We start from the raw sequence: 20414 nt of genomic DNA, 5'->3' as shown, positions 1-20414 counted from the left end.
AGTAATGGAGAAGTTCTTCCATTTGAAGGAGAACGGCACGACCGTCTCGACTGAGATCCTGGCCGGCCTCACCACCTTCTTCGCGATGGCGTACATCATCGTCGTCAATCCGCAAATCCTGTCCCAGACCGGTATGCCGTGGGGAGGCGTGTTCCTCGCCACCATCATCGCGGCCATCATCGGCACCTTGGTCATGGGCCTGTTCGCCAACGTGCCGTACGCGCAGGCGGCCGGCATGGGCCTCAACGCATTCTTCACCTATACGGTATGTTTCGGCCTGGGCTTCACCTGGCAGCAGACCATGTGCATGGTGTTCCTGTGCGGTCTGATTAACATCATCATCACGGTCACCAAGATCCGCAAGATGATCATCCTAGCCATCCCGGTGGTGCTGCAGCAGGCCATCGGCGGCGGCATCGGCCTGTTCGTGGCATACGTGGGCATGCTGAACGTCGGCCTGATCAAGTTCACGCCCGGCGACCCGAAGGCCGCCGCCGAGGGCGGTGCCGTGGCCGCCACTCCTGGTCTTGCCACCTTCAACGACAAGGTGCTGTGGGTGTTCCTTATCGGCCTGCTGCTGGCCGTCGTGTTCACGGTGATGAAGGTCAAGGGCGGCCTGCTGCTGGCCATCGCCATCACCACCGTGGTGGGCATCCCATTCGGCGTGACCAACTTCGGCTCCTCGATGTCCATCTCCGAGACCTTCTCCCAGCTGCCGCAGACCTTCGGCGCGATTTTCTCCGCCGACGGCTTCCCGGCGCTGTTCTCCGACCCGGCCAAGCTGCCGCTGGTGATCGTGACCATCTTCGCGTTCTCCATGTCCGACACGTTCGACACGCTCGGCACCTTCATCGGCACCGGTCGCCGCACCGGCATCTTCTCCCTGGAGGACGAGAAGGCGCTGGAGAACGGCCATGGCTTCTCCTCCAAGATGGACAAGGCCCTGTTCGCTGACTCCATCGCCACCTCGATCGGTGCCATCTGCGGTACCTCCAACACCACCACCTATGTGGAGTCCTCGGCCGGTATCGCGGCCGGTGGCCGTACCGGCCTGACTTCGGTGGTCGTGGCGGTCTGCTTCGCGCTGTCCGCGTTCCTGGCCCCGGTGGTCTCCGCTGTGCCGTCTGCCGCCACCGCCGGTGTGCTGGTGCTGGTGGGCTGCATGATGGCCGCTTCGCTCAAGGAGATCAACTGGGCGGACATCGACGAGGCCATCCCGGCGTTCTTCGCGGCCGTGTTCATGGCCTTCTCCTACTCCATCTCCTACGGCATCGCCGGCGGCTTCATCATGTACTGCATCGTGAAGACCTGCAAGGGCAAGGCCAAGGAGGTCCATCCGATGCTCTGGATCGTCTCCGCGCTGTTCATCCTGGACTTCGTGTGCATGGCGATTCTGTGACGGGCTTGGCAAGCCTATGATTCGGGCAGGTCGATCCGCTGGGTCGGCCTGCCCGTTTGTTTTGGCGGCACATCCGCAACGATTCCGCCATTGCCGAGCGGAGATTGGCGGTATTGCGTCAATCAATCGGCCTGCATGGCAGAATCGTTGCACTGTATGATGGGTCAGCCGCAACGATTGTGCCAAGCGTTCGGCTGGATTGGCTTGACTCCGTAGATTATTGGGATTCGATGGCAGAATCGTTGCTATTGCGACACGCCGATGTGATGGGCGACGGCTGCTTTGTCCGCGACCGACCGTAGTCTATCCACTCGTAAACCACAGACCGTTGGTTGAGGTGCGCGCAAACGCACTTCCGAAGTTTGGTTCGCCAAGCCAGCGCAGGTTGAGAGATATGCGTCCGATAAGGACCGAAGCGGATACGCTTCATGATGTATTGCTCTGCCTGTGCGCAGGGCTTTTTTATTGCCCAGCCGAGTGTTCCGATTTCAGATCAATGGCCGATTTAGGAAGGAACGCCATGAAGAGGCCCGAAAAGGAAGCGGTGGTCGCTCAGCTTACGGAACAGTTCCGTAACGCTGATGCTGTCTACCTGACCGAGTACCGCGGGCTTACCGTTCCGCAGGTTTCCGAACTGCGCGAAAAGCTAGGCCGCGATACTTCCTACACTGTGGCTAAGAACACGCTGGCGCGCATCGCCGCCAAGGAAGCGGGCATTGAGGGTCTCGACGACCTGCTCAAGGGCCCGACCGCCATCACCTTCGTGAAGGGCGACTTCATCGAGGCTGCGAAGACGCTGCGTGATTTTGCCAAGACCAACAAGGCTCTCGTGATCTCGGGCGGCTATGCCGATGGCACCGTCTACGACGCCGAGGGTGCCAAGAAGCTTGCCGACCTTATGTCTCGCCCGCAGCTGCTCTCCAAGTTCGCTGGAGACCTCAAGGCCACGACTGCCAAGGCCGCATACCTGTTCGTCGCTCTGCCTACCAAGGCCGTGCGTACGATCGATGCTCTGCGCGAGAAGCAGGAAAAGGCAGCTTGATTCCCATGCGGCTCGCCGCATGAACAATTCGGAAAACAAATACAACATTGAGACGGTAAGGCCGCCGAGTCGTGCAGGCCGCCGCCAGAATGAAAGGAAGCCATCATGGCTAAGTACACCAACGAAGAGCTCCTGGAAGCTTTTGGTGAAATGACCCTCGTCGAGCTCTCCGAGTTCGTCAAGGCCTTCGAAGAGAAGTTCGACGTCGAGGCCGCTGCCCCGGTCGCCGCTGTCGCTGCCGCTCCGGCTGCTGGCGCTGCTGCTGAGGAAGAGGAGAAGACCGAGTTCGACGTCGTCCTGACCGCTGTCGGCGACAAGAAGATCCAGGTCATCAAGGCTGTCAAGGCCATCACCAACGCTGGCCTGGCTGACGCCAAGGCTATGGTTGACGGCGCTCCGAAGGCCATCCTCGAGAAGGCCAAGAAGGAAGACGCCGAGAAGGCCAAGGCTCAGCTGGAAGAGGCTGGCGCCACCGTCGAGCTCAAGTGATTTGTGCGGCTTGAGCCGCGAATCAACAGCTTGTGAAACCCCGCATCTGAGCAATCAGGATGCGGGGTTTCTTGTATTTCTTGATTTGTGCGCGATGAAACTATCGGCCTATTGGCCTGGCGGTTTGGGCACTGTCGGTTTGGACACTGAGGGGAATACGCTGCGGGTCAGACGCTAGTCTGACTAGACGCTGTGGATTTCCCCGTTGACTGACGGAAATACAACGGAATTATGTGGTATCTCCATCAGCTAACGTCTTATTCCCCGTCAGCAACGTTATATCTCCGTCAGTCAGTCTCCGTCAGTTGACGAGGGGAATAGAGCCTTTCGACAAAACCGGGCGATTCTTCTCGTTATAATTCGCGGAAAATCAGCACAAGATGACACAATTGCACGTAATGTGGTCAGTAGTGTGTTTAGGAAGGCGGTCATGGTGAGCGAGTGGACGGTGCGGATCAATGGAGTTGATCAGGTCAGCGTCAAACCTGGCGAGAGCTTGGAGATTGGTCGTAAGCCATTGCGCCCGCTTGCCGCCAATGGCCGCACCCGTCTGGATGTGGTCGACCAGACCAAGTCGATGTCGAAACGTCACGCATTGTTCTCGGTGCAGGAGAATGGTTCGGCATGCGTGCGCGATCTTGGTTCCACCAACGGTTCATATGTGGTGCGTGACAACGGGGATTTGCTCCGTCTGCCGGCGAATGCCGATTTTCTCCTGCCTGTCTCACCGATGCGTATGCAGTTCGGTGATGTTCCTGCCGACTTCATCCGTATCGACGAGCCTGTTGACGCGGAATCCAGCCAGCCGGTGCCGGATCTCTTCGGCTATGCCACGTCCGATGCACCGCAGGAGCCGGATGCCGCGGACATGTCGGTGGACGATATTCTCGATTTGCGCGCAGGGGAGCCTACCGCCATATTCAGCGCGGATAGTGTGAAGCGCAAAGTCAACGAGTTGGAGCTGGGCAGTCTCAATATCGTGCAACTCAACCATCAGCCCGAAGAACCACTCTCGCCGCGTGATTTGTTTGCCGATGCCGAAGCGCAGCAGCAAGCCGCTGCACAGGAGCCCGTGGAGCCGGAGACGCCCGCTGAGAGCGAACAGCCCAAGTCCGCGTTGCGTCCGGGTATCCGCATCTCCGGGTTGGTTCCGGTGGATGCGATCGCCCATCCTGCGCATTTGGCGGAACAGTCCTCATCGGACCATACTGAATCGGTCCATGCCGAACCAAACAATGCCGAGCCAGTGGACCAGACGACGATCGTACCGGACCCGTCGCCCGAATCAACGGCAACGCAGTCTGCGGAACAGGGGAGCGGCCCCGCCCAGGATGCCACGTTGAGCGCATCCGCAAGCGAGAGTGACAGTGACACAGCAGTGCCGGAATCGACTCCCGCAGACGGGGAGTCTGCCGAACGGTCCGCGCAAACCAGTGCTGAGCAGACCAGTACTGCACAGGCCTACACTGAGCAGTCCAGTGCCGCGCAGTCCAGCGATGAGCAGACCAGCAATCCGCAGGCAGGCGATGGCCAGACCACGAATGCCACGGAGACCACGGATGGCGCGACGCACGCTACCAATCCGTCGCTGGTGTTCGAGCCTATTGTCATGCCGGGCGACGATACCGCTGGCGATGGCGCGACCCATGCGGATGGCTCTGGTACTGTGAGCGCCGCCGGGCAGACGGGTACGGATACCGCATTTGCCGGAGCCGCAGCAGGTGCCTCGGAATATGCCGCAGCCAACACGTACACCCCCGCATTCGAGCCGGGGTCGGTGTTCGACAAGGTGGCGAAGGGTGAGCTGAAGGCACAGGAGCCGGTGGTGGAAGTCGATGGGTACAATTCCAACGATGCCCAAACCACGCAGGACTTCTCGGTGCAATTCGAGATCGCACGCCGTCCCGAATTGCTGGCGTTTCTCGCGATGAACCCATATCTGTACGATGACATGTACGCTTGGCTTGCCGCCCGCGGCGAAGCTGATATCGATGAAGCTCTGGCCAACAACAAGGGCTATCAGGAATACCGCGAAGCGGTCGGAAAGTGAGCCGGGAGATGACTCAAACGCAGGATCAGCAGAATCCACAGAATCAGCAGAATCCACAGAATCAGCAGGAACATCAGGCACAGCAGAACGAGCGGACGGCCAGCACCATGATCGGACTGAACCGTATCCGCGGTTGGCGGGACAAGTACCGTGCCATGCTCGCACCGTCGCCGCTGGAGGACGTGAACCAGCTGGTGGCCAAACTGGACATGACCCATGCCCATCCGTCCGGAATCGCCCAGCTGTTCGCATCAGGCCACGTCCGCCTGGATTCCTTGTTCCGTGATACCGGCATGCTCAAGGCGGCGGAACGCCATCTCACCCGAGTGCTCGACGATCAGACGGCCAAGCGCCGAATCTCCGGCGTGGCGGAGCTGTCGATGGCGGTGGGCGTAGCCACATGGAACGGCAACGCGCTGCCGGTGCTGCTGTATCCAGTGACCGTCTTCCTACCCAAAGAAGGCTCCGCGCCCTCCATCCAGTTCGCCGGTCGCGTCACGCTGAACAGCACATTCGTCAATGTGCTGCGCGAGCAGCGCGTGTATCTGAACGAGGATGCGCTGTTCGACGGATCCAGCTATGACAGCGGTACGCCTGAGACCTCCGCGATGTTCTCCCGGATTGCCGCCGAGGCGCATGAGGCTATCGCCGATTTCGCCATCGAACGCCATATCGTGCTGGGCTGCTTCATGGATCCCAACTCATTGATCGTGTCAGAAAGCCAGCAGTTCATCGACCAGCTGGAGAACGGTGCAACCGGCAATGTGCTGCTGGATGCGCTCGCCGGCGACGAGCAGGCGCAGGCGTCGCTCAGAGATGCGAATCCGCCACAGTACAGCCCGTTCGATTCCGATCCGCATGCCGAATTCGCGGTCGGGGATGTGGACAACACCGTACGGTACGCGGCGGATCTGGCAGCTGCCGGTCACAGCATCGTGATCGATGGGAGCTTCCCCAAGGGGGCCGCCGAGCAGGCCGTGGCTATCGCGTCCCGCTGCCTGATGAGCGGACGCTCCGTGCTGTATGTGCCCGGAGTCACCGAGCAGAAGCGTCGCTTCATCCAGGCCGCATCGGCTCATGAGCTCAAGGCGCAGCTGCTTGACGTTTCGGATGAGCACGCCAATGCTGCCATCGACAAGCAGCTTATCGCAGCGGTCGGTTTCCAGCCGGGCGTGGCAACCCAGCGTTTCGACCAGTTGGCCGACGAGCTGGTGGGAGTGCGCTCCCGACTGACCCGATACCTTGGCGATCTTCACGGCGTCAGCGACAAGTGGAACGTCTCCGCATATGAGACCATCCAGAATCTGGCGCGTATCTCCGTGCTGCCCACGCATCCCGCCACCCATGTGCGCCTGCGCGAGCAAAGCGCGCTTACCGTCGGCTCCGACATGGAGGCGTGGATTAGCAAGCTTGAGCGTGCGGGAGAACTCGGCGAATTTGCCATCGGCCCCGAAGACACGGCTTGGTACAAGGCGAATCTGACCACTGAGGATCAGGCCATCGATGCGTATCGGCGTGTGGATGACCTGCTGCGCCGCTATCTGCCTGCCACGCGCGAGCAGGTGAAGCGCACGGTACAGACGTGCGGTTTCCCTGTACCCGCCACCACACGTGAGTGGGAGCGTCAGGTGACGGTGCTCAAGAACCTCAGGCGTGTGCTTGATGTCTTCCAGCCGGAGATTTTCGAGCGGGACATCGATGCGATGATTCAGGCCACGATGTCCAAGGCGCAGCGCAAGTCCGAGGGGGCTGGCATGGGCTTCTGGGAGCGTCGCCGCCATATCAAGGAAGCCAAGTCCCTGTTGCGGGTCGGCGCCCAGGTGGAGGATCTGCATGAGGCGCTGAAGGTCGTGGCCAAGCAGGGGGAGCAGTGGCGCCAGTTCGTGCCTCACGGCGGCTGGCCGGTGCTGCCCACCAAGCTGGACGACATCATCACCACACTTGATGGGCTGCTGGGCAACATGACCTCCCTGGACACCGTGCTGGCCACCACGCCTACCGGCGGCAATCTGGAGACCGTCGATTTCAACACGGTCGAAGCGCGCCTGAAAGCGCTGCTCGACGATCGCAAGGCATTGGATACCCTGCCCGAACGTTGCCGTCTGGAACAGGACCTCGCAGCGGCTGGCCTGACTGAATTGGTCAATGACCTGACCATTCGGCATGTCGGCGTCGATCAGGTTCGCGGCGAACTGCAGCTGGCATGGTGGACCACGGTGTTCGACGACATCGTTCGCTCGTCCGCAATCATCTCGAATCAGGATGGGTCTGCGTTGCAGACAGCATCCGACCGGTTCGCGCAAGTCGATGTGGAGCACGTGCGCTCCATCGGGCCGATGGTGGCGCAGGAATCGATGCGCCGGCTGTGCGACATGCTGTTCTCCCGCACGCAGGAAGCCAATCAGCTGCACACCGTGCTCGCGGGACGCGGGCATGTGACGCTCAGCCGAATCCGCCGCGACCATCCGGAGATCCTGGCTGCGGCCAAGCCGATCATGGTGGCGGCGCCGGGTACCCTGGCCGCTCTCACGGAGCCGGGCGTGCTCGCCGACGTGGCCATTCTCGATGCATGCGCGCATATCCCGTCAATCGAACTACTGTCCATCCTGGGACGTGTGCGCCAGGTGGTGGTGATCGCCCATTGTGCAACGGTCACCAGCGAATCGGTCAAGGAACTGATTGGCATGCTGCCACATGTCACAGTGGTGGCTCAGCCATGCTGCCGTGCGCCACGGTTGGCTGCATTTCTGGAATCCGAGGGATACGGGCCCGTCGATTACGACGTGGCTACGGAGCCGGCCACCGGTTCGGTCCGGTTCCACCGCATCGAGGCCAATGGCGTACCCGTGATGTCAACCGGTCTCGTGGAGTCCAGTCAGCAGGAGATCGACGAAGTCGTGCGTCTCATCACCGAGCGCGCCTCCAGCTTCACCGTGGTGCCTTCCCGCTACATCCTCGCCGTCGTGGTGATGACGGACGTGTTCCGTACGCGTCTGGGAGCCGAACTCAAGTCGCTCGCTTCCAAGAACAAGCCGATGGGGCGCTTCCTGCGTCATGTGCGGTTGGTGCCGTTGCGCGATGTATCGGGTACGCAGGCCACGGACGTGATCATTTCGATGTGCTACGCCAAGACCGTGCACGGCCGTCTGCTGCAGCAATTCGGAGTGTTGGAAAGCGACGGGGGTCGCGGCATGCTCTTGGACGCTCTGGCGCTTGCCGACCGCAATCTTGACATCGTTTCCGCCTTCGGCCCGGAGGACATGGATGACGAGCGCCTGCATCAGGCAGGCCCGAGATTCCTGAAAACGGTGCTGTCGTGGGCAGGTCAGATGGATGAGCGTCCGGTGCTGCCGGTGCGCTCCGTGGCTGGCGGCAATGTGCTGTTCAACGATCTTGCCGATCGTCTGCGTGCACGTGGCCTTGATGCTGTGGTGGATTACGGTTTTGACAAGGGCGTGAAGATCCCGCTCGTCGTAGGCTTGAAGGACAAGCCGTTCGCGTTGGCTGTGCAGACCGATGACGCCAATTTCATGTCGGTGCAATCCACTCGCCGCCGTCACCGTCTGAGCAGCCAGGACCTGATGTCGTTGGGTTGGAACGTCATGACGGTGTGGAGTGTGGCTGCCTTCGTCAATCCCGATAAGGAAGTCGAGCGTATCGTGACTCGTCTCGGCGAGATCTACCGCGAGGTGGCATAGGCATGGCTGAGTATTCGGCGAGCCGCCGAACCCCGCGTCAGCATAGGCGTGTGATCATGAAAGGCACTGAGCGGTTCGACGCCGATGGCGTCAAACTCGAGCCCGGTGACATGCAGACCGAGCAACAGCGCGACGCCGACGACGACAAGCGCATCCTGGGGGAGCTGCCGCCTCACTGGGCTGTGTTCAACGACAAGCGTTGAACTTCGCCCAGTGAGGCGGCCTTCGCGGGCGCTTGTGGTGCGCCCGCTCACTTCAGCGCATCACGGCTACGATCGCGCCGGCCTCCTGTGATTGCATGACGCGTACTGCTGCATCGGCCGGCATCGCGAATGATGCCTTGCGCTGCACTGTGCCATATCCGGATTCGGCATCCGGGTCCGCCTCGTTGACGCCCATCACCAGAGCGTCGTCGGCAAGCACGCATGTGGCGGCGGTGCCATACGACGGCGAAGTGTCCGTCTGAGTACCGTTCTCGTTGCTGCCCCCGTCGCTGGAATGGCCGCCGTCGGCGCATCCCAATGCTGACACCAGTTTCACACGATCGCCGGTTGCCAATTCGTCCAAGGCGCTGGCCAATCGCACTTCCACCACGGTGTTCCCCGGCGGCACCAGCGGAGCAGCCCTAGTCATCGATGTCAGCACCGGATCGCCGCCGCCGATATCGATATATGCGACATTTCCGATCAACTCGTCAATGGAGTCGGTCATGGATGCCGTCACTGCGACAACAGGGAACCGGATGACTTCCACATCGTCCGCTCCGATGATCTCGCCGCGCGCGATCGGCCGTGCGGCCACCGCCACCGGTGCCGTGCCGGTCTGTGACACCACCGCTTCAATCGCGAACAACAATGCCAAACCGGCGCACAGTGCGGCGGTGAGGCGCCGTGCTGCAAAAGAGGCCCGTCGGCGCCGCAATGAGCCGGTGGGCGGAATCCTGAATTTCGGCAATACAGAAAAGGTCACCATGCGAACATGGTGACCGTAGTGTCAGCGTCTTGGCAAGCCAAACCGACCTATGTGGTTCTAGCTTGCCGAGTTATCCACATAGTTTCACATCGTGGACATTACTTGGATGATTTGTCGGTACGGTAGAAACCGTGGCCTTTGAATTCGATCGGCACGGCCGAATACACCTTATGCACCTGCTCCTGAGAGCACTTCGGGCACACTGTGATCGGATCGTCGGAGAACGACTGCTGTTCGGTGAAATCGTAGCCGCAGTTCTTGCAGCGGTAATGATAAGTAGGCAACGGATTCCTCCACACACATACACAAGTTTTTTCCCGCATGACCCAGCGCCATGCCAAGCAACCGTTCATATCCTAGTCATTGCCCTGACACTTCGCCTTGGGAGCGCTGACGCTTCGTCTTGAGAGCACTGACACTTCGCTTCGGTGGGTCAGCCCCGGCAGCCGGTGGTCTCAAGGCCAATGCCGGGAATCAGTCGTCTGCGCGACGCCGAAGCCGCCGATATCCCGCCGGTGTGAGGACAGCGTCAGCCGGCACGTCATGCGGCTGGGTGGGCAGACGGCCGCCGGTCACCTCCCACGGCCAGCACACCGCGATCAGCAGGCAATCCTGCCGTCGTGCGGCCAGTGCACGGTCATACCATCCGGCTCCGCGGCCAAGGCGGACGCCCTGCGAGTCCACGCCGAGGGCGGGTGCGATGACGACATCCGCCTGCTTGAGGGCGTCGGGAGGCAGCACGTCCGAACTCGGTTCGTCGGGCCGCAGATGGCCGGTGCCGCTCACTTCCTGCAGATCGTCCAGCGAACGGACGACGCTCCAGCCGATGTCGAGACCGGATCCCAATCGCGGTACCAGAACCGTGCAGTCCTGCGTCAGCAGCCATGCAATCAGCGGCCGTGTCTCGATCTCCGTGCCCATGGACACGTATGCCGCCACCGTCATATGCGGCCGGACCGTCAGTTCGGGCAGCTCGCGCACCAGGGCGCGTCCGGCGATGAGGCGCTCATGGGAAGTGGTGCGCTTGCGCAGCGACAGCGCGCGATGGCGCAATTCGCTCTTGGACGGTTCGCCGGCCGCCTGCGGATCCTCATGTGCGGAATTGTTGTCGCTCATATCGCACAACATAGCGCAAATATATCGCACAACATATCGCACCCGGGCAATGATCCGTCATGTCGATACGTGGCTACAATAAGGGCCGTGTCAGTTTTCCGATCCATCAAAGAAGCGCTCCACCCCGACAACCAGATTCGCATGCCCCGCCTGACCCATGCCGGTTGTCCCATCGTGCTGCGCCCGCTGACCATGGATGACGAGGACGCCTGGGATGAGGTCCGCTGGCGCAACAACGCGTGGCTGGCACCTTGGGAGTCGGGCGATCCGATGCATGGCGGATCCATCACATTCAACCAATGGATCCAACGCCAGCGCCGCAACGAGCAGCATGGCATAGGCGCTTTGTTCGCCATCGAATACCAGATGCGCATCGTCGGGCAGATCTCCTTGGGCGCGATCTCCTACGGCTCGATGCGCACCGGTGTGGTCGGATACTGGGTCGACCAACGCTACGCGGGCCACGGCTTCGCCCCTATGGCGCTCGCCATGCTTGCCGACTGGGCGTTGACCGATCCGTTCGGTCCGGCTCTGCATCGTCTGGAAATCGCCATTCTGCCCGATAACGCGCGCTCGCTGGCGGTGGTGCGCAAAGTGGGTGCGCATCATGAGGGATTGCGCGAACGATACATTTATGTCAACGGTCAGTGGCGTGACCATGTGACCTTCGCGATGTTGGCCGAGGACGCCGGACAAGGGTTCACTGAGCGATTGCTGCATGGGTCGTCTGGTTCGACACGCCCGTAGCTGAACCTGCCAGTTCGTCGGTGGGTCTCCTATTCTTGACTCTATGGGTTACGAGTCACTAAGCACAGTTATCGTGCTGGTGATAGCGGTGATCGTAGTCGCCGTATGGCTGCCTGCGCGTACGGCCAACGGTATGAAGCGTGCAGCCGAACACCGGCAGGATCGCTACTCTCCCTCGCTGCGCATAGTGGAGGCGGCGGACGGCAGACGATTCGGCGATGTCAAGCCGCGTGAGGCGAAAGGGGCAGCAATGCCAGTATCTACAACGTCAGGAAAACTGACACCGGCGCATATCGCGCATGTGCGTGAACTGCGCAGGCAGTCCATCAGACGCCGTCAGATTCTTGTCGGTGCATTGCTTGCCTTAACGGTACTGGTGGTGGTGCTGGGTCTGGCGTTGCATTTCAGCCCGCTGTTCGCGTTGATTCCGTTCGCCCTGACGGTTGTGGTATTGGCTTTGGGCGCCAATGCGGCGCGTCAGGCCCGTGAATGGGAGCGTAAGGTGCGGCGCTATGAGCGCACGCATGCGCGTGCCCGTACGCCTCAGGTGACGCAGGACTCCAAGCGCGATCAGGCGACTGCCGAAGTGGCTGGCTCTCGGTCGGAATCCGCTGACCGCAGTGATGCCGGTGATTCCAAGGCCGCAGTCGTCGTGGATAAGGGTGTTCGGCGTCAGATGCCCGATGAGACCTCTACCGAAGTGATGGAACAACGCCAGATTCGTCGTGTGCTGCGTGCGGCGGAGGTCGAGCAGGCCAAAGCCAAGGCGGAGCGCGAACGTCAGCGCCGCGAGAACCAGTCCGAAGCGGTGGCCGAGGTGGCTTCGCTGCAGTCCTCGCCGTCAGCGGATTCGATTCATGCCGAGACGCCGGACCAAGCCGATGCACAGTCCAGCCGGCACACTCCAGCCGAAGAGGATACGAAGCGTGCTTCTGCCACCGAACCATCCCTCACCGTGCGCGACGAGCGTGACCAAGAGATGAGTGACGCCACATCCGAATTGGCGTCGGTCACGCCGGCCCGTGCGTTGGACGTATTCGACATGGCCACCTCGCAGGATCTTATTTCGTTCTCGCTCGGCGAACCGCGCAACGAGGGCAATGCGCCGGAAAGCCTGGAGATCAAGTCCACTCGTCAGGTGTCCAAGGCTGAGCCCGTGGCGCCGGAAGTGGCTGAGCGATTGATCGATGAGGCGCGTGCCGCCAAGGCTGCGGATGATGCGCAGGCGGCGGAGAAGGCTGAATCGTCTGCCGAGTCCAAGATTGGTTCGGATGATGGGGCTGGCGCGGATGAGGCGAGCGGTGCGGATGCAGCCGCCCAGGCCGAACAGGCGGAATCCTTCCGGGAGCGCGAGGAGCATGCCGAAGTGGAGGCTCCGGCGGCGACTTCCGATTCGCTGAGCGTGGGGCTTGATTCCATCCTCGCCCGTCGGGGTAACTGATTGGCATCGTTTTTCTCTCACAGCGTTAGCACTCGAGTTGGCAGAGTGCTAATAATCGCGCTACCATAAGTCCTAGCGCAAAGGGACAACGCAAGTGATCGTCAGCCTCTTGAGACGTTCTGGCGCGGTATTATCGAACTGAACTATAGAGATACGAGGTGACCCACAGTGTCGATTAAGCTCACACCGTTGGAAGACAAGATCATCGTCAAGCAGGCGGAAGCCCAGACCCAGACCGCATCCGGCCTCTACATTCCGGACAACGCCAAGGAGAAGCCGCAGCAGGGCGAAGTGCTGGCTGTCGGCCCCGGCCGTCGCGATGACAAGGGCGAGCGCATCCCGATGGATGTCAAGGTCGGCGACAAGATTCTGTACTCCAAGTACGGCGGCACCGAGGTGCACTACGAGGGTGAGGATTACCTCATCGTCAGCTCTCGCGATGTGCTCGCCATCCTTGGCTGAGTGACGCTGGCTGAGTAACGTCCACAGTTGGTCGTTATCGCTGCATGAGACCCCGGTTGTTCATCCGAACAGCCGGGGTCTTGTCATTCCGCCCTCTCCTGCGCATTCCGTCCCGTCATCCTCTCGCCTTACCGCACTAAACGTACGCTGAGGCCGGCGTAGTGTACGTTTGCTGAGGGTAGTTGGGTGAGGGAAACCTGTGCTCGCTCATAGCGTAGTTGAGGCTTCCGGCGCGCTGCACGTACACTGGGTAGCGGATTGAAGTCGCTATGAAAGAGGCTGTCATGAGCGCCAGTGCCACCGTTTCCGCAGACCAGCTTGTCCGCATCGCCGATACCTTGGAGTCTGCACTGTCCAGTTCGCGCGAGGTCATCGATCTGGTGGTCACCACGTTTGCTGCTGGCGGACATCTGCTGCTTGAGGATGTGCCGGGAGTCGGCAAGACCACATTGGCTCGTGCCATGGGGCAGGCTATAGGCGGCCAAGCCAGCCGCATCCAGTTCACACCTGATCTTCTGCCCAGTGATCTGACCGGTGTCAGCATCTATGCGCGGGATGCGCATGATTTCGAATTCCATCCCGGCCCGCTGTTCGCCAACATCGTCATCGCCGACGAGATCAATCGCGCCAACCCTAAAACCCAATCCGCCATGCTGGAAGCCATGAACGAAGGGCAGGTCAGTGTGGACGGGGTCAGTCATCCGTTGCCAGACCCGTATCTGGTGATCGCCACACAGAATCCGATTGAATTGGAGGGCACATATCCGTTGCCGGAAGCCCAGCTCGACCGTTTCATGGCTTGCACGAGCTTTGGATATCCGTCAGCCGAGGCTGAGGCAGCCATGCTCATAGCGACCGACTGGTCGAATCCGCTGGACCGGGTGAGTCAGGTATGCAGCGCCGAACAGGCGGCCGATATGCGTTCCGCGGTCCGCGACGTGCGGCTTGCCGGGCCCGTGGCCGATTATCTGGTGACGCTCACCAGGGCCACGCGCTCCCATGATGGTGTGCGCTATGGTGCCTCGCCGCGTGCCAGCCTGCATCTGGCGGCGATGGCTCGCGCGCGTGCGTTCATCGCCAGACGTGATTATGTGCTGCCCGATGATGTGCGGGAACTCGCCGTGCCGGTGCTCGCACATCGTCTGGTGCTGGATGATGCCGGAATCGATGCCGGGGCGATGTCTCGCGCCCGCTCTGTCGTCGAAGACATCGTAGCCTCCACCGCAGTGCCGCGCGTGTGAGGGGCATGGGAGGGCGTCTGATGGCCATGGGCACACGATTCCACCGTCACGGGCTCATCCGTCCGACGTTGGCCGGGCTGATGCTGACGGCAGCCGGTGCGGTCTGCTGCTTCGCCGGTCTGCTGCTCGATGACCGGACACTGATGGATGCCGTCGTCGCCATCGCCGTCGTCATGGTTTGTTCGCTGGGATTCATCATCGCGCAATGGTTCGGATGGCTTGCGCTGGGCTCGCCCGAAGCAGTCCGCCAGATCGAGCAACGTGACCAGAACGGCAAGGTGACGGCACGTCTGACGGGCAAGGTGCCCGAGCGCCGCGGACTGTATTTGACAGTCGGTGTGGAGGTGAGATGGCGCTCACCATTGGGCCTGTTCGCTGCGCGGAAGATACTGCCCGCGCAAGGGGAGACGCTGCGGTTGCCTGATGTGCAGGAGCGGACAGCGCACGGGGCCTCAGGTGTGGACAGACACCGGGCGGGAGCCAGTCAATCCGAGCTCTCGGGTGGTGTGCGAGCCTACGTGCCCGGCGACCCGCTCAAGCTCATTTCCTGGCGTCATACCGCGCATCGTGGCGAGCTGATGACACGGGAGTCCAGCCGTGATACTCGCGCCACCGCGGTGTTCGTGATCAATACCATTGACGCGACCCCCGAACAGCTGGATGCTGAAGTCAACGCCCTGATGCCATGGGTGCATGCCGTGCGACAGCACGGGACGCGGACGACATCCGAGCGGCTTATCATCTCGGATGGCGTGCACAGCCATGAAGGCATCGAAGCGGTCGAACGATTCCTTGCCGCAGTGCAGGTGATGCCGCCCGCGGTAAAGCCGCATGATCATGCGGCCGATGCGGCCGATGACCCGTCAGCCGATGCCCCGTCAGCCGCAGCCCGGGCTGCGACTATTGGCAGACTGGCCATGAACAGCCATGGGCTGGTCCGTATCATCGCATGTGATGCGTCCGATGATCAGGCTCTGGCAAGTGCGTTGCGCCGCTTGCCGACCGCCGACGACACGACCATGCTCGATGCTCCAGTGCTCCGGCAGGACGAGACCGCCACGTATCGAACCATCGACCTGACGCCGGTGAGGAGCGCATTCGACCTACATGCCGGTCGGACTGCATCTCGTGTGGAGACCCGCGCGCCGCGCGGAATACGCCATCGGCTGGCTGCCATCATGCCTGGAATCGCAGGGGCCGTGGCGTTGATGTTCTTCTTCGGCGCGGCGCTCAAGGGCGTCTCCGGCCTTATGTCTCCACCGCGCATGTGGATGTGGTTCGCGGCGGCGTTGTTCGCGCTGATCGCCGTGGATACGGCTGTCGGATATGCGCTGGGCGTGCTGTGGCCCAAACCGCGCGTCTCCTCTTCTTCTTCGCAGACGCAGCCGCGCAGCTCTGTGGTGCGTTTGCGCGACACTCGACCGGTCGCAAGGCTTGCCGGGTTCGCCGCCATCACGCTGATCGCTGCGGCGCTGCTTACAGTCATTCAGTTGCGAACCCAGCTTGGGGCCATCTGGCAATCGACCCAGTACGGTGATGCGCCCAGCACCGTGCCGGGTAAGCTGTCCGCGTCATTCAACGCCTTCACAGTCGACTTCGAGACCGGGTTCGACGAGCTCAACCTGCAGTTGCCGCCACTGAACGTGTCCGAGCGATCCGATCTGTTCCTGACCGTGCTGATCGCCGCCATCGCCATGGTGATCCGTGTGATTCTGGTCTGGCGTGCGTCCATTCCCGTTATGGCGGTACTGCCCGTCGTCGCGCTTGCCGCCGACTATGCGCTCGCAGGACATACGGCACCGTTATGGGCCATAGGGCTCGTCGTCGGGGCTTTCCCGTGTGCGTTGTGGGCGGCCTTTCCGCAGCAGATGCATGGCGGTGCAGGATTTGCCGTGCCGTCGGGGGCGCGAACGCAGATGGGCGGCGCGCATCAACCCGGCCGTGTCGCAGCGTCTCGCCGATTCGCGATGCCGGCTGTCGCGCTCGACGCCTCGCCGCTTCTCGCCGCTGCGCTTGCGGTCGCCGTCACCCTGCCTCTGACCGGTCCGGCGTACGAACTCGCCTACCGGGTGCCGCTATCCATTGGGGAGGGCGGTGGCATGTTCACATCGAACACCGTCAGCCCGATGATCGACCTCAAACGCAACATCACAGCCGGTTCAAGCGCCACCGTGCTCACCTACCAGGCCTACAAACGCCTGTACCTGCGTCTGACCTCGCTCGACGATTTCAACGGTGACACCTGGGGCTATGACCAGGATTTCGCATTGGATGCGGGTCTGTACGGCTCTGGCATTCAGCTTGGACGGGACAGCGACAACGAGCTCACCCGCCGGCAACGTTTCAGCTTCAGCCCGCTTGCCGCCTACATGGACGTATATGGCTATAGAGGCTATAACGTGGCGACCACAAGCTCCGATACGATGGAACGGTTCATGGTCAATGCCAATATCCGCATCGGCGCGTTCAAATCCCGATTCCTTCCGGTGCCAAGCGGCGTCACCTATGTCGAGGGCGCGGGAGGGGATTGGCTGCAGTATCAGGACGGCACCATCTACAATCGTGAGAACGGCACTTCGACGGATACGCGATATATGGCGTATGGCACGGTAATAGACCCCATCACCAACGCTCAGGGCTTCAGCCAGCTGTCGACCATTGTCGATGCGCGCGACGGCATCATGGGCGATGACGCGCAGGTCTCCGATGCCCAGCGTGAGGCATGGAGCCGGGCGCGACGCAATCTGCCGAACACAGGATTGGGGGAGATCGATGGCGATTTCCTGCTGGTACGGGTCCGTATAGGTACTGATGGCGCGGTCACCGGTCCTTCGGGGTGGGACCTTGGCTCGGTCAGCGGCAAGGACAGCGGCGAGGTGACCACCGCGCAGGGGCAACGGTATACCATGCCCGGCAGTATCGCGTTCAACAAAACGGTCATCAGCCAGCTCGGATTGGGCAAGGATGATTATTACCTTGGCGACGGCTCGGGGGGTGACTCCTCGGTGCTGGCATTCCCGCTGGATGTAGAGGACACCGATACCGATTTCGAGGATGGCATCTCCACATTCCATACACACGATATGCAGTGGGACCGGCAGGCGTTCGGTGTGCTGCAGCAGGCCATCCCCAACCTGAGCTCCATGACGACGATTCCGGGCAGCACCACCTCGTACAACCCTGAATATCGCGAACGCGTGCAACGGCTTGTGGAGTACAGCGACAGCCGTGCCCACGAGGACCGGTATACGTCGCTGCCCAAGGAGCTGCCGGACAACATCCGATCAGTCATCGCGCAGGCGCAGGCCGCAGGCATACCCATCACCGGCAGCACCTATGACGACCAGTTGCGCGCCATGCGGTGGCTTGTGGACTACTTCACCAAACCGGAGAACAAGTTCACCTATTCGCTGGACGCCCCGGACGGCGACGGTCGGGACAATCTTCACATCATCGACGATTTCCTCAATCCAGACGGTGGCCATTCCGGATACTGCCAGCATTATGCCTCCGCACTCGCCGTGCTCGGCCGTGCGCTCGGCGTGCCGACGCGCATCGCCATCGGCTACAACGCAGGCGTCGAACCGCGCGATGATGACGGCTACTTCGCCGTGCAGTCCAAGCAACTGCACGCTTGGGTGGAAGCCTATCTGGATGGTGTGGGCTGGGTGCCGTTCGATGTGACGCCCGCCACCACCGAAAACGGTTCGGCATCATCCGATGAGGCTTCAGCTGACTCCTCGGACACCGGTGATTCCAGTGATACCACCACGGCGCCCGAGACGACGGTGACACCCGATTCGTCTCAGGATGACGCCTCGGCGGGCGAGGATGCCGAAAGCCAGGACCAGTCCTCCGATGCCGCCGATTCGACCGAGGACCAGCAGGCCGCCGCTACCGGCTCCGGTACATCTGGCAGCCTTTGGACCCTGGCAGTCGATCGGTTCATGGCCTGGCCGATATGGCTGCGCATTCTGGCTGCGGTTCTTCTGGCTCTGGTGCTGGCTGGCGCCGGTGTCGGCTCGCCGAAACTCTGGCGGTATCTGCGGCGCAGACGTGTGCTGGGCGTCATCTCCCGCGCTGCGGCCGACGATGGCGATCGGAAGCTTGCGGCCGAGGCATGGCGTGCGGCATGGCGAGAGATGCGGAGGGTGGTCCGCCACGCCAAGCCGACCGACACGGATATGGACATAGCCAATGAGATGGCCAGCCGATACCCTGATTGCGCCGACATCGCGACAACCGTCGCGCGCAATGTCACGGCCCTCGCCTTCGGAGGCACGCCTGAACCGGTGAAAGACCTAGCCGAAAGGCTTCAATCCTTCTGGATGCTGACGAAGCGCAAGGACTAATGCCAGCGTGCCATTTGCTGCGCTGGAAACGACGGTGTTATTTTGGCCCCCTCTGACGAGGGGGCTGTCAGCGTAGCTGACTGGGGGAGAGACAGAATATGAGCGAGACAGACCACTAGATATTGTCCGTGGACCTTCACTGAACCGCGAAGCCGGATTCGGACAGCGCGTGGTCGATGTCGCGGATCAGATCATCCGTATCCTCAAGGCCCACGGCCAGACGGAAGAAGCCGCGGTGGAATTCCGGCGGATACAGGTACTGGCGCTCGTCATCCTCGCCGAGGAACACGATTAGAGACTCATCATGGCCCAACGACACGGCTGAGGTGATCACGTTGAGCTTCGAGACGAACCGGTTATGTCCGTCATGGTCAGTATCCAGCCCGAACGCCAGCACGCCGCCGAACCCGGAGTCGGGTCGGGCCAGTTCGCTGACCGCCACGTCGTGATGCGGGTGCGATTCCAATCCCGGATACGCTACGAAGCGCACTGACGGAATGGATTCGAGATGCTTGGCAATGGCCAGTGCCGAAGCATTGTGCTGGCGGATGCGCAACGGCAGCGTCACCGAGCCGCGGTTGATGAGCCAGGCGTTGAACGGGGAGATGATGCCGCCGAAATTCACCTGCGCGGTGAAGCGGATTGCATTGGTGCGCTCCTTGGTGGTGGCGATTACGCCGCCGAGGGCATCGCCGTGGCCATTGATGTATTTGGTCAGCGATTCGATGACGATGTCCGCGCCCAAGTCGATGGGACGAACGTTGTATGGCGTGTTGAACGTGTTGTCCACGCTCACCAGCGTTTCGGTGCCGGTGTGCTCGCCATGCTCATGCACCAGCGCGGCGATGGCCTTGATGTCGGACACCTTGAGTGTCGGGTTGGCCGGTGTCTCTATATGCACCAGTTTGGTGTTCGGGCGGAGAGCATCGGCCACGTTCTGTGGGTCCGAGGTGTCCACGATGGTGGTTTCGATGCCATACTTCTCCGGCAGGATCTGGTTGAGCAGGCGGTAGGCGGCGATATACGTGGTGTCGGAGAAGATCGCGTGGTCGCCACGATTGAGGAATGTGGTGAATGTGGCGGCGAGGACGGCGACTCCGGAGGCCAGCACCACTGCGTCTTCGGTGCCTTCGAGCCTGGCGAGCTTTTCTTCGAGATAGCGCTGGTTCGGATGCCCGTTGCGGGTGTAGAGGTTCACGTCCGAGCTGGACCAGTTGATGTCGGATGGGTCATAGGGCAACGCATAGGCGTTGGCCAGCGTGATGGGTCGACGAATCGCGCCGGTTTCGGCGTCGACACCGTTGCCGAGATGGATGGACAGCGTGCCGAACCCCAATGGCTTGCCGTCGAACGATGTGCCGTGATGTACAAGATCTGAAGTCATGTGCCCAGCATGCCAGCGGAC

General features: G+C 61.5%; 15 protein-coding genes. 11 read left to right on the top strand and 4 right to left on the bottom strand.

The features are described 5' to 3' along the window. Nucleotides 1–4 precede the first annotated feature (4 nt). The 6 genes from BW09_RS01455 (at nt 5) to BW09_RS01425 (ending at nt 8881) form a co-directional block, all read left to right on the top strand. The gene (locus BW09_RS01455; RefSeq protein ID WP_044089146.1) at nt 5–1399 is read left to right on the top strand and encodes an NCS2 family permease; all 1395 of its coding nucleotides are present in this window, start codon (nt 5–7) and stop codon (nt 1397–1399) included. A 520-nt stretch (nt 1400–1919) separates the two neighbouring features. Beyond that, a complete protein-coding gene (gene rplJ / locus BW09_RS01445) occupies nt 1920–2441 on the top strand; it encodes a 50S ribosomal protein L10 (protein WP_044089145.1) in 522 nt (173 codons plus the stop codon). 105 nt (nt 2442–2546) lie between these two features. After that, nucleotides 2547–2930, top strand: coding sequence for a 50S ribosomal protein L7/L12 (gene rplL, locus BW09_RS01440; protein WP_044089143.1), 384 nt, complete (start codon nt 2547–2549; stop codon nt 2928–2930). Between the two features lie 433 nt (nt 2931–3363). Further along, nucleotides 3364–4980, top strand: coding sequence for an FHA domain-containing protein (locus BW09_RS01435; RefSeq protein ID WP_044089170.1), 1617 nt, complete (start codon nt 3364–3366; stop codon nt 4978–4980). A 107-nt stretch (nt 4981–5087) separates the two neighbouring features. Continuing rightward, complete coding sequence (locus BW09_RS01430) at nt 5088–8678, top strand: helicase (RefSeq protein ID WP_140462842.1); 3591 nt, start codon at nt 5088–5090, stop codon at nt 8676–8678. A gap of 2 nt (nt 8679–8680) precedes the next feature. After that, nucleotides 8681–8881, top strand: coding sequence for a hypothetical protein (locus BW09_RS01425; RefSeq protein ID WP_140462812.1), 201 nt, complete (start codon nt 8681–8683; stop codon nt 8879–8881). Between the two features lie 52 nt (nt 8882–8933). Here BW09_RS01425 and BW09_RS01420 read toward each other — a convergent pair whose 3' ends face one another. From BW09_RS01420 to BW09_RS01410, 3 genes are all read right to left on the bottom strand, one after another. Then, nucleotides 8934–9650, bottom strand: coding sequence for an SAF domain-containing protein (locus BW09_RS01420; protein WP_081886467.1), 717 nt, complete (start codon nt 9648–9650; stop codon nt 8934–8936). A gap of 98 nt (nt 9651–9748) precedes the next feature. Further along, nucleotides 9749–9934, bottom strand: a complete 186-nt coding sequence (locus BW09_RS01415) for an FmdB family zinc ribbon protein (protein ID WP_044089141.1) — start codon at nt 9932–9934, stop codon at nt 9749–9751. A gap of 190 nt (nt 9935–10124) precedes the next feature. Then, the gene (locus BW09_RS01410; protein WP_044089167.1) at nt 10125–10766 is read right to left on the bottom strand and encodes a 5-formyltetrahydrofolate cyclo-ligase; all 642 of its coding nucleotides are present in this window, start codon (nt 10764–10766) and stop codon (nt 10125–10127) included. 69 nt (nt 10767–10835) lie between these two features. Between BW09_RS01410 and BW09_RS01405 the strand changes: the two genes are divergently transcribed. The 5 genes from BW09_RS01405 to BW09_RS01385 all read left to right on the top strand — a co-directional run bounded on the left by BW09_RS01405 (nt 10836) and on the right by BW09_RS01385 (nt 19009). Then, nucleotides 10836–11513: a GNAT family N-acetyltransferase gene (locus tag BW09_RS01405; RefSeq protein WP_238566967.1), complete on the top strand. Its 678-nt coding sequence runs from the start codon at nt 10836–10838 to the stop codon at nt 11511–11513. Between the two features lie 43 nt (nt 11514–11556). Continuing rightward, nucleotides 11557–12954 carry a magnesium transporter gene (locus BW09_RS01400; protein WP_140462810.1) on the top strand — a complete coding sequence of 466 codons (1398 nt, stop codon included), beginning with the start codon at nt 11557–11559 and terminating at the stop codon, nt 12952–12954. 168 nt (nt 12955–13122) lie between these two features. Then, nucleotides 13123–13416, top strand: a complete 294-nt coding sequence (groES, locus tag BW09_RS01395) for a co-chaperone GroES (protein WP_044089138.1) — start codon at nt 13123–13125, stop codon at nt 13414–13416. 284 nt (nt 13417–13700) lie between these two features. Continuing rightward, entirely contained in the window at nt 13701–14657 is a 957-nt protein-coding gene (locus BW09_RS01390) for a MoxR family ATPase (RefSeq protein WP_044089166.1), read from the top strand. Between the two features lie 20 nt (nt 14658–14677). After that, nucleotides 14678–19009 carry a transglutaminase domain-containing protein gene (locus tag BW09_RS01385; protein WP_181161724.1) on the top strand — a complete coding sequence of 1444 codons (4332 nt, stop codon included), beginning with the start codon at nt 14678–14680 and terminating at the stop codon, nt 19007–19009. A 136-nt stretch (nt 19010–19145) separates the two neighbouring features. Here the strand turns inward: BW09_RS01385 and BW09_RS01380 are convergent, their stop codons facing one another. Further along, entirely contained in the window at nt 19146–20393 is a 1248-nt protein-coding gene (locus BW09_RS01380) for a PLP-dependent aspartate aminotransferase family protein (RefSeq protein ID WP_044089135.1), read from the bottom strand. Nucleotides 20394–20414: the final 21 nt, after the last annotated feature.

The organism is Bifidobacterium sp. UTCIF-1 (assembly GCF_006408915.1).
GTDB lineage: Bacteria > Actinomycetota > Actinomycetes > Actinomycetales > Bifidobacteriaceae > Bifidobacterium > Bifidobacterium reuteri.
This window is presented reverse-complemented; position numbering and strand designations above follow the sequence as displayed.

Bases quoted from the DNA above. Each gene is read 5' to 3' on its own strand.
- BW09_RS01455 (WP_044089146.1), top strand. From the start codon at position 5: ATGGAGAAGTTCTTCCATTTGAAGGAGAACGGCACGACCGTCTCGACT.
- rplJ (WP_044089145.1), top strand. From the start codon at position 1,920: ATGAAGAGGCCCGAAAAGGAAGCGGTGGTCGCTCAGCTTACGGAACAG.
- rplL (WP_044089143.1), top strand. From the start codon at position 2,547: ATGGCTAAGTACACCAACGAAGAGCTCCTGGAAGCTTTTGGTGAAATG.
- BW09_RS01430 (WP_140462842.1), top strand. From the start codon at position 5,088: ATGATCGGACTGAACCGTATCCGCGGTTGGCGGGACAAGTACCGTGCC.
- BW09_RS01425 (WP_140462812.1), top strand. From the start codon at position 8,681: ATGGCTGAGTATTCGGCGAGCCGCCGAACCCCGCGTCAGCATAGGCGT.
- BW09_RS01420 (WP_081886467.1), bottom strand. From the start codon at position 9,650: ATGGTGACCTTTTCTGTATTGCCGAAATTCAGGATTCCGCCCACCGGC.
- BW09_RS01410 (WP_044089167.1), bottom strand. From the start codon at position 10,766: ATGAGCGACAACAATTCCGCACATGAGGATCCGCAGGCGGCCGGCGAA.
- BW09_RS01400 (WP_140462810.1), top strand. From the start codon at position 11,557: ATGGGTTACGAGTCACTAAGCACAGTTATCGTGCTGGTGATAGCGGTG.
- BW09_RS01390 (WP_044089166.1), top strand. From the start codon at position 13,701: ATGAGCGCCAGTGCCACCGTTTCCGCAGACCAGCTTGTCCGCATCGCC.
- BW09_RS01385 (WP_181161724.1), top strand. From the start codon at position 14,678: ATGGCCATGGGCACACGATTCCACCGTCACGGGCTCATCCGTCCGACG.
- BW09_RS01380 (WP_044089135.1), bottom strand. From the start codon at position 20,393: ATGACTTCAGATCTTGTACATCACGGCACATCGTTCGACGGCAAGCCA.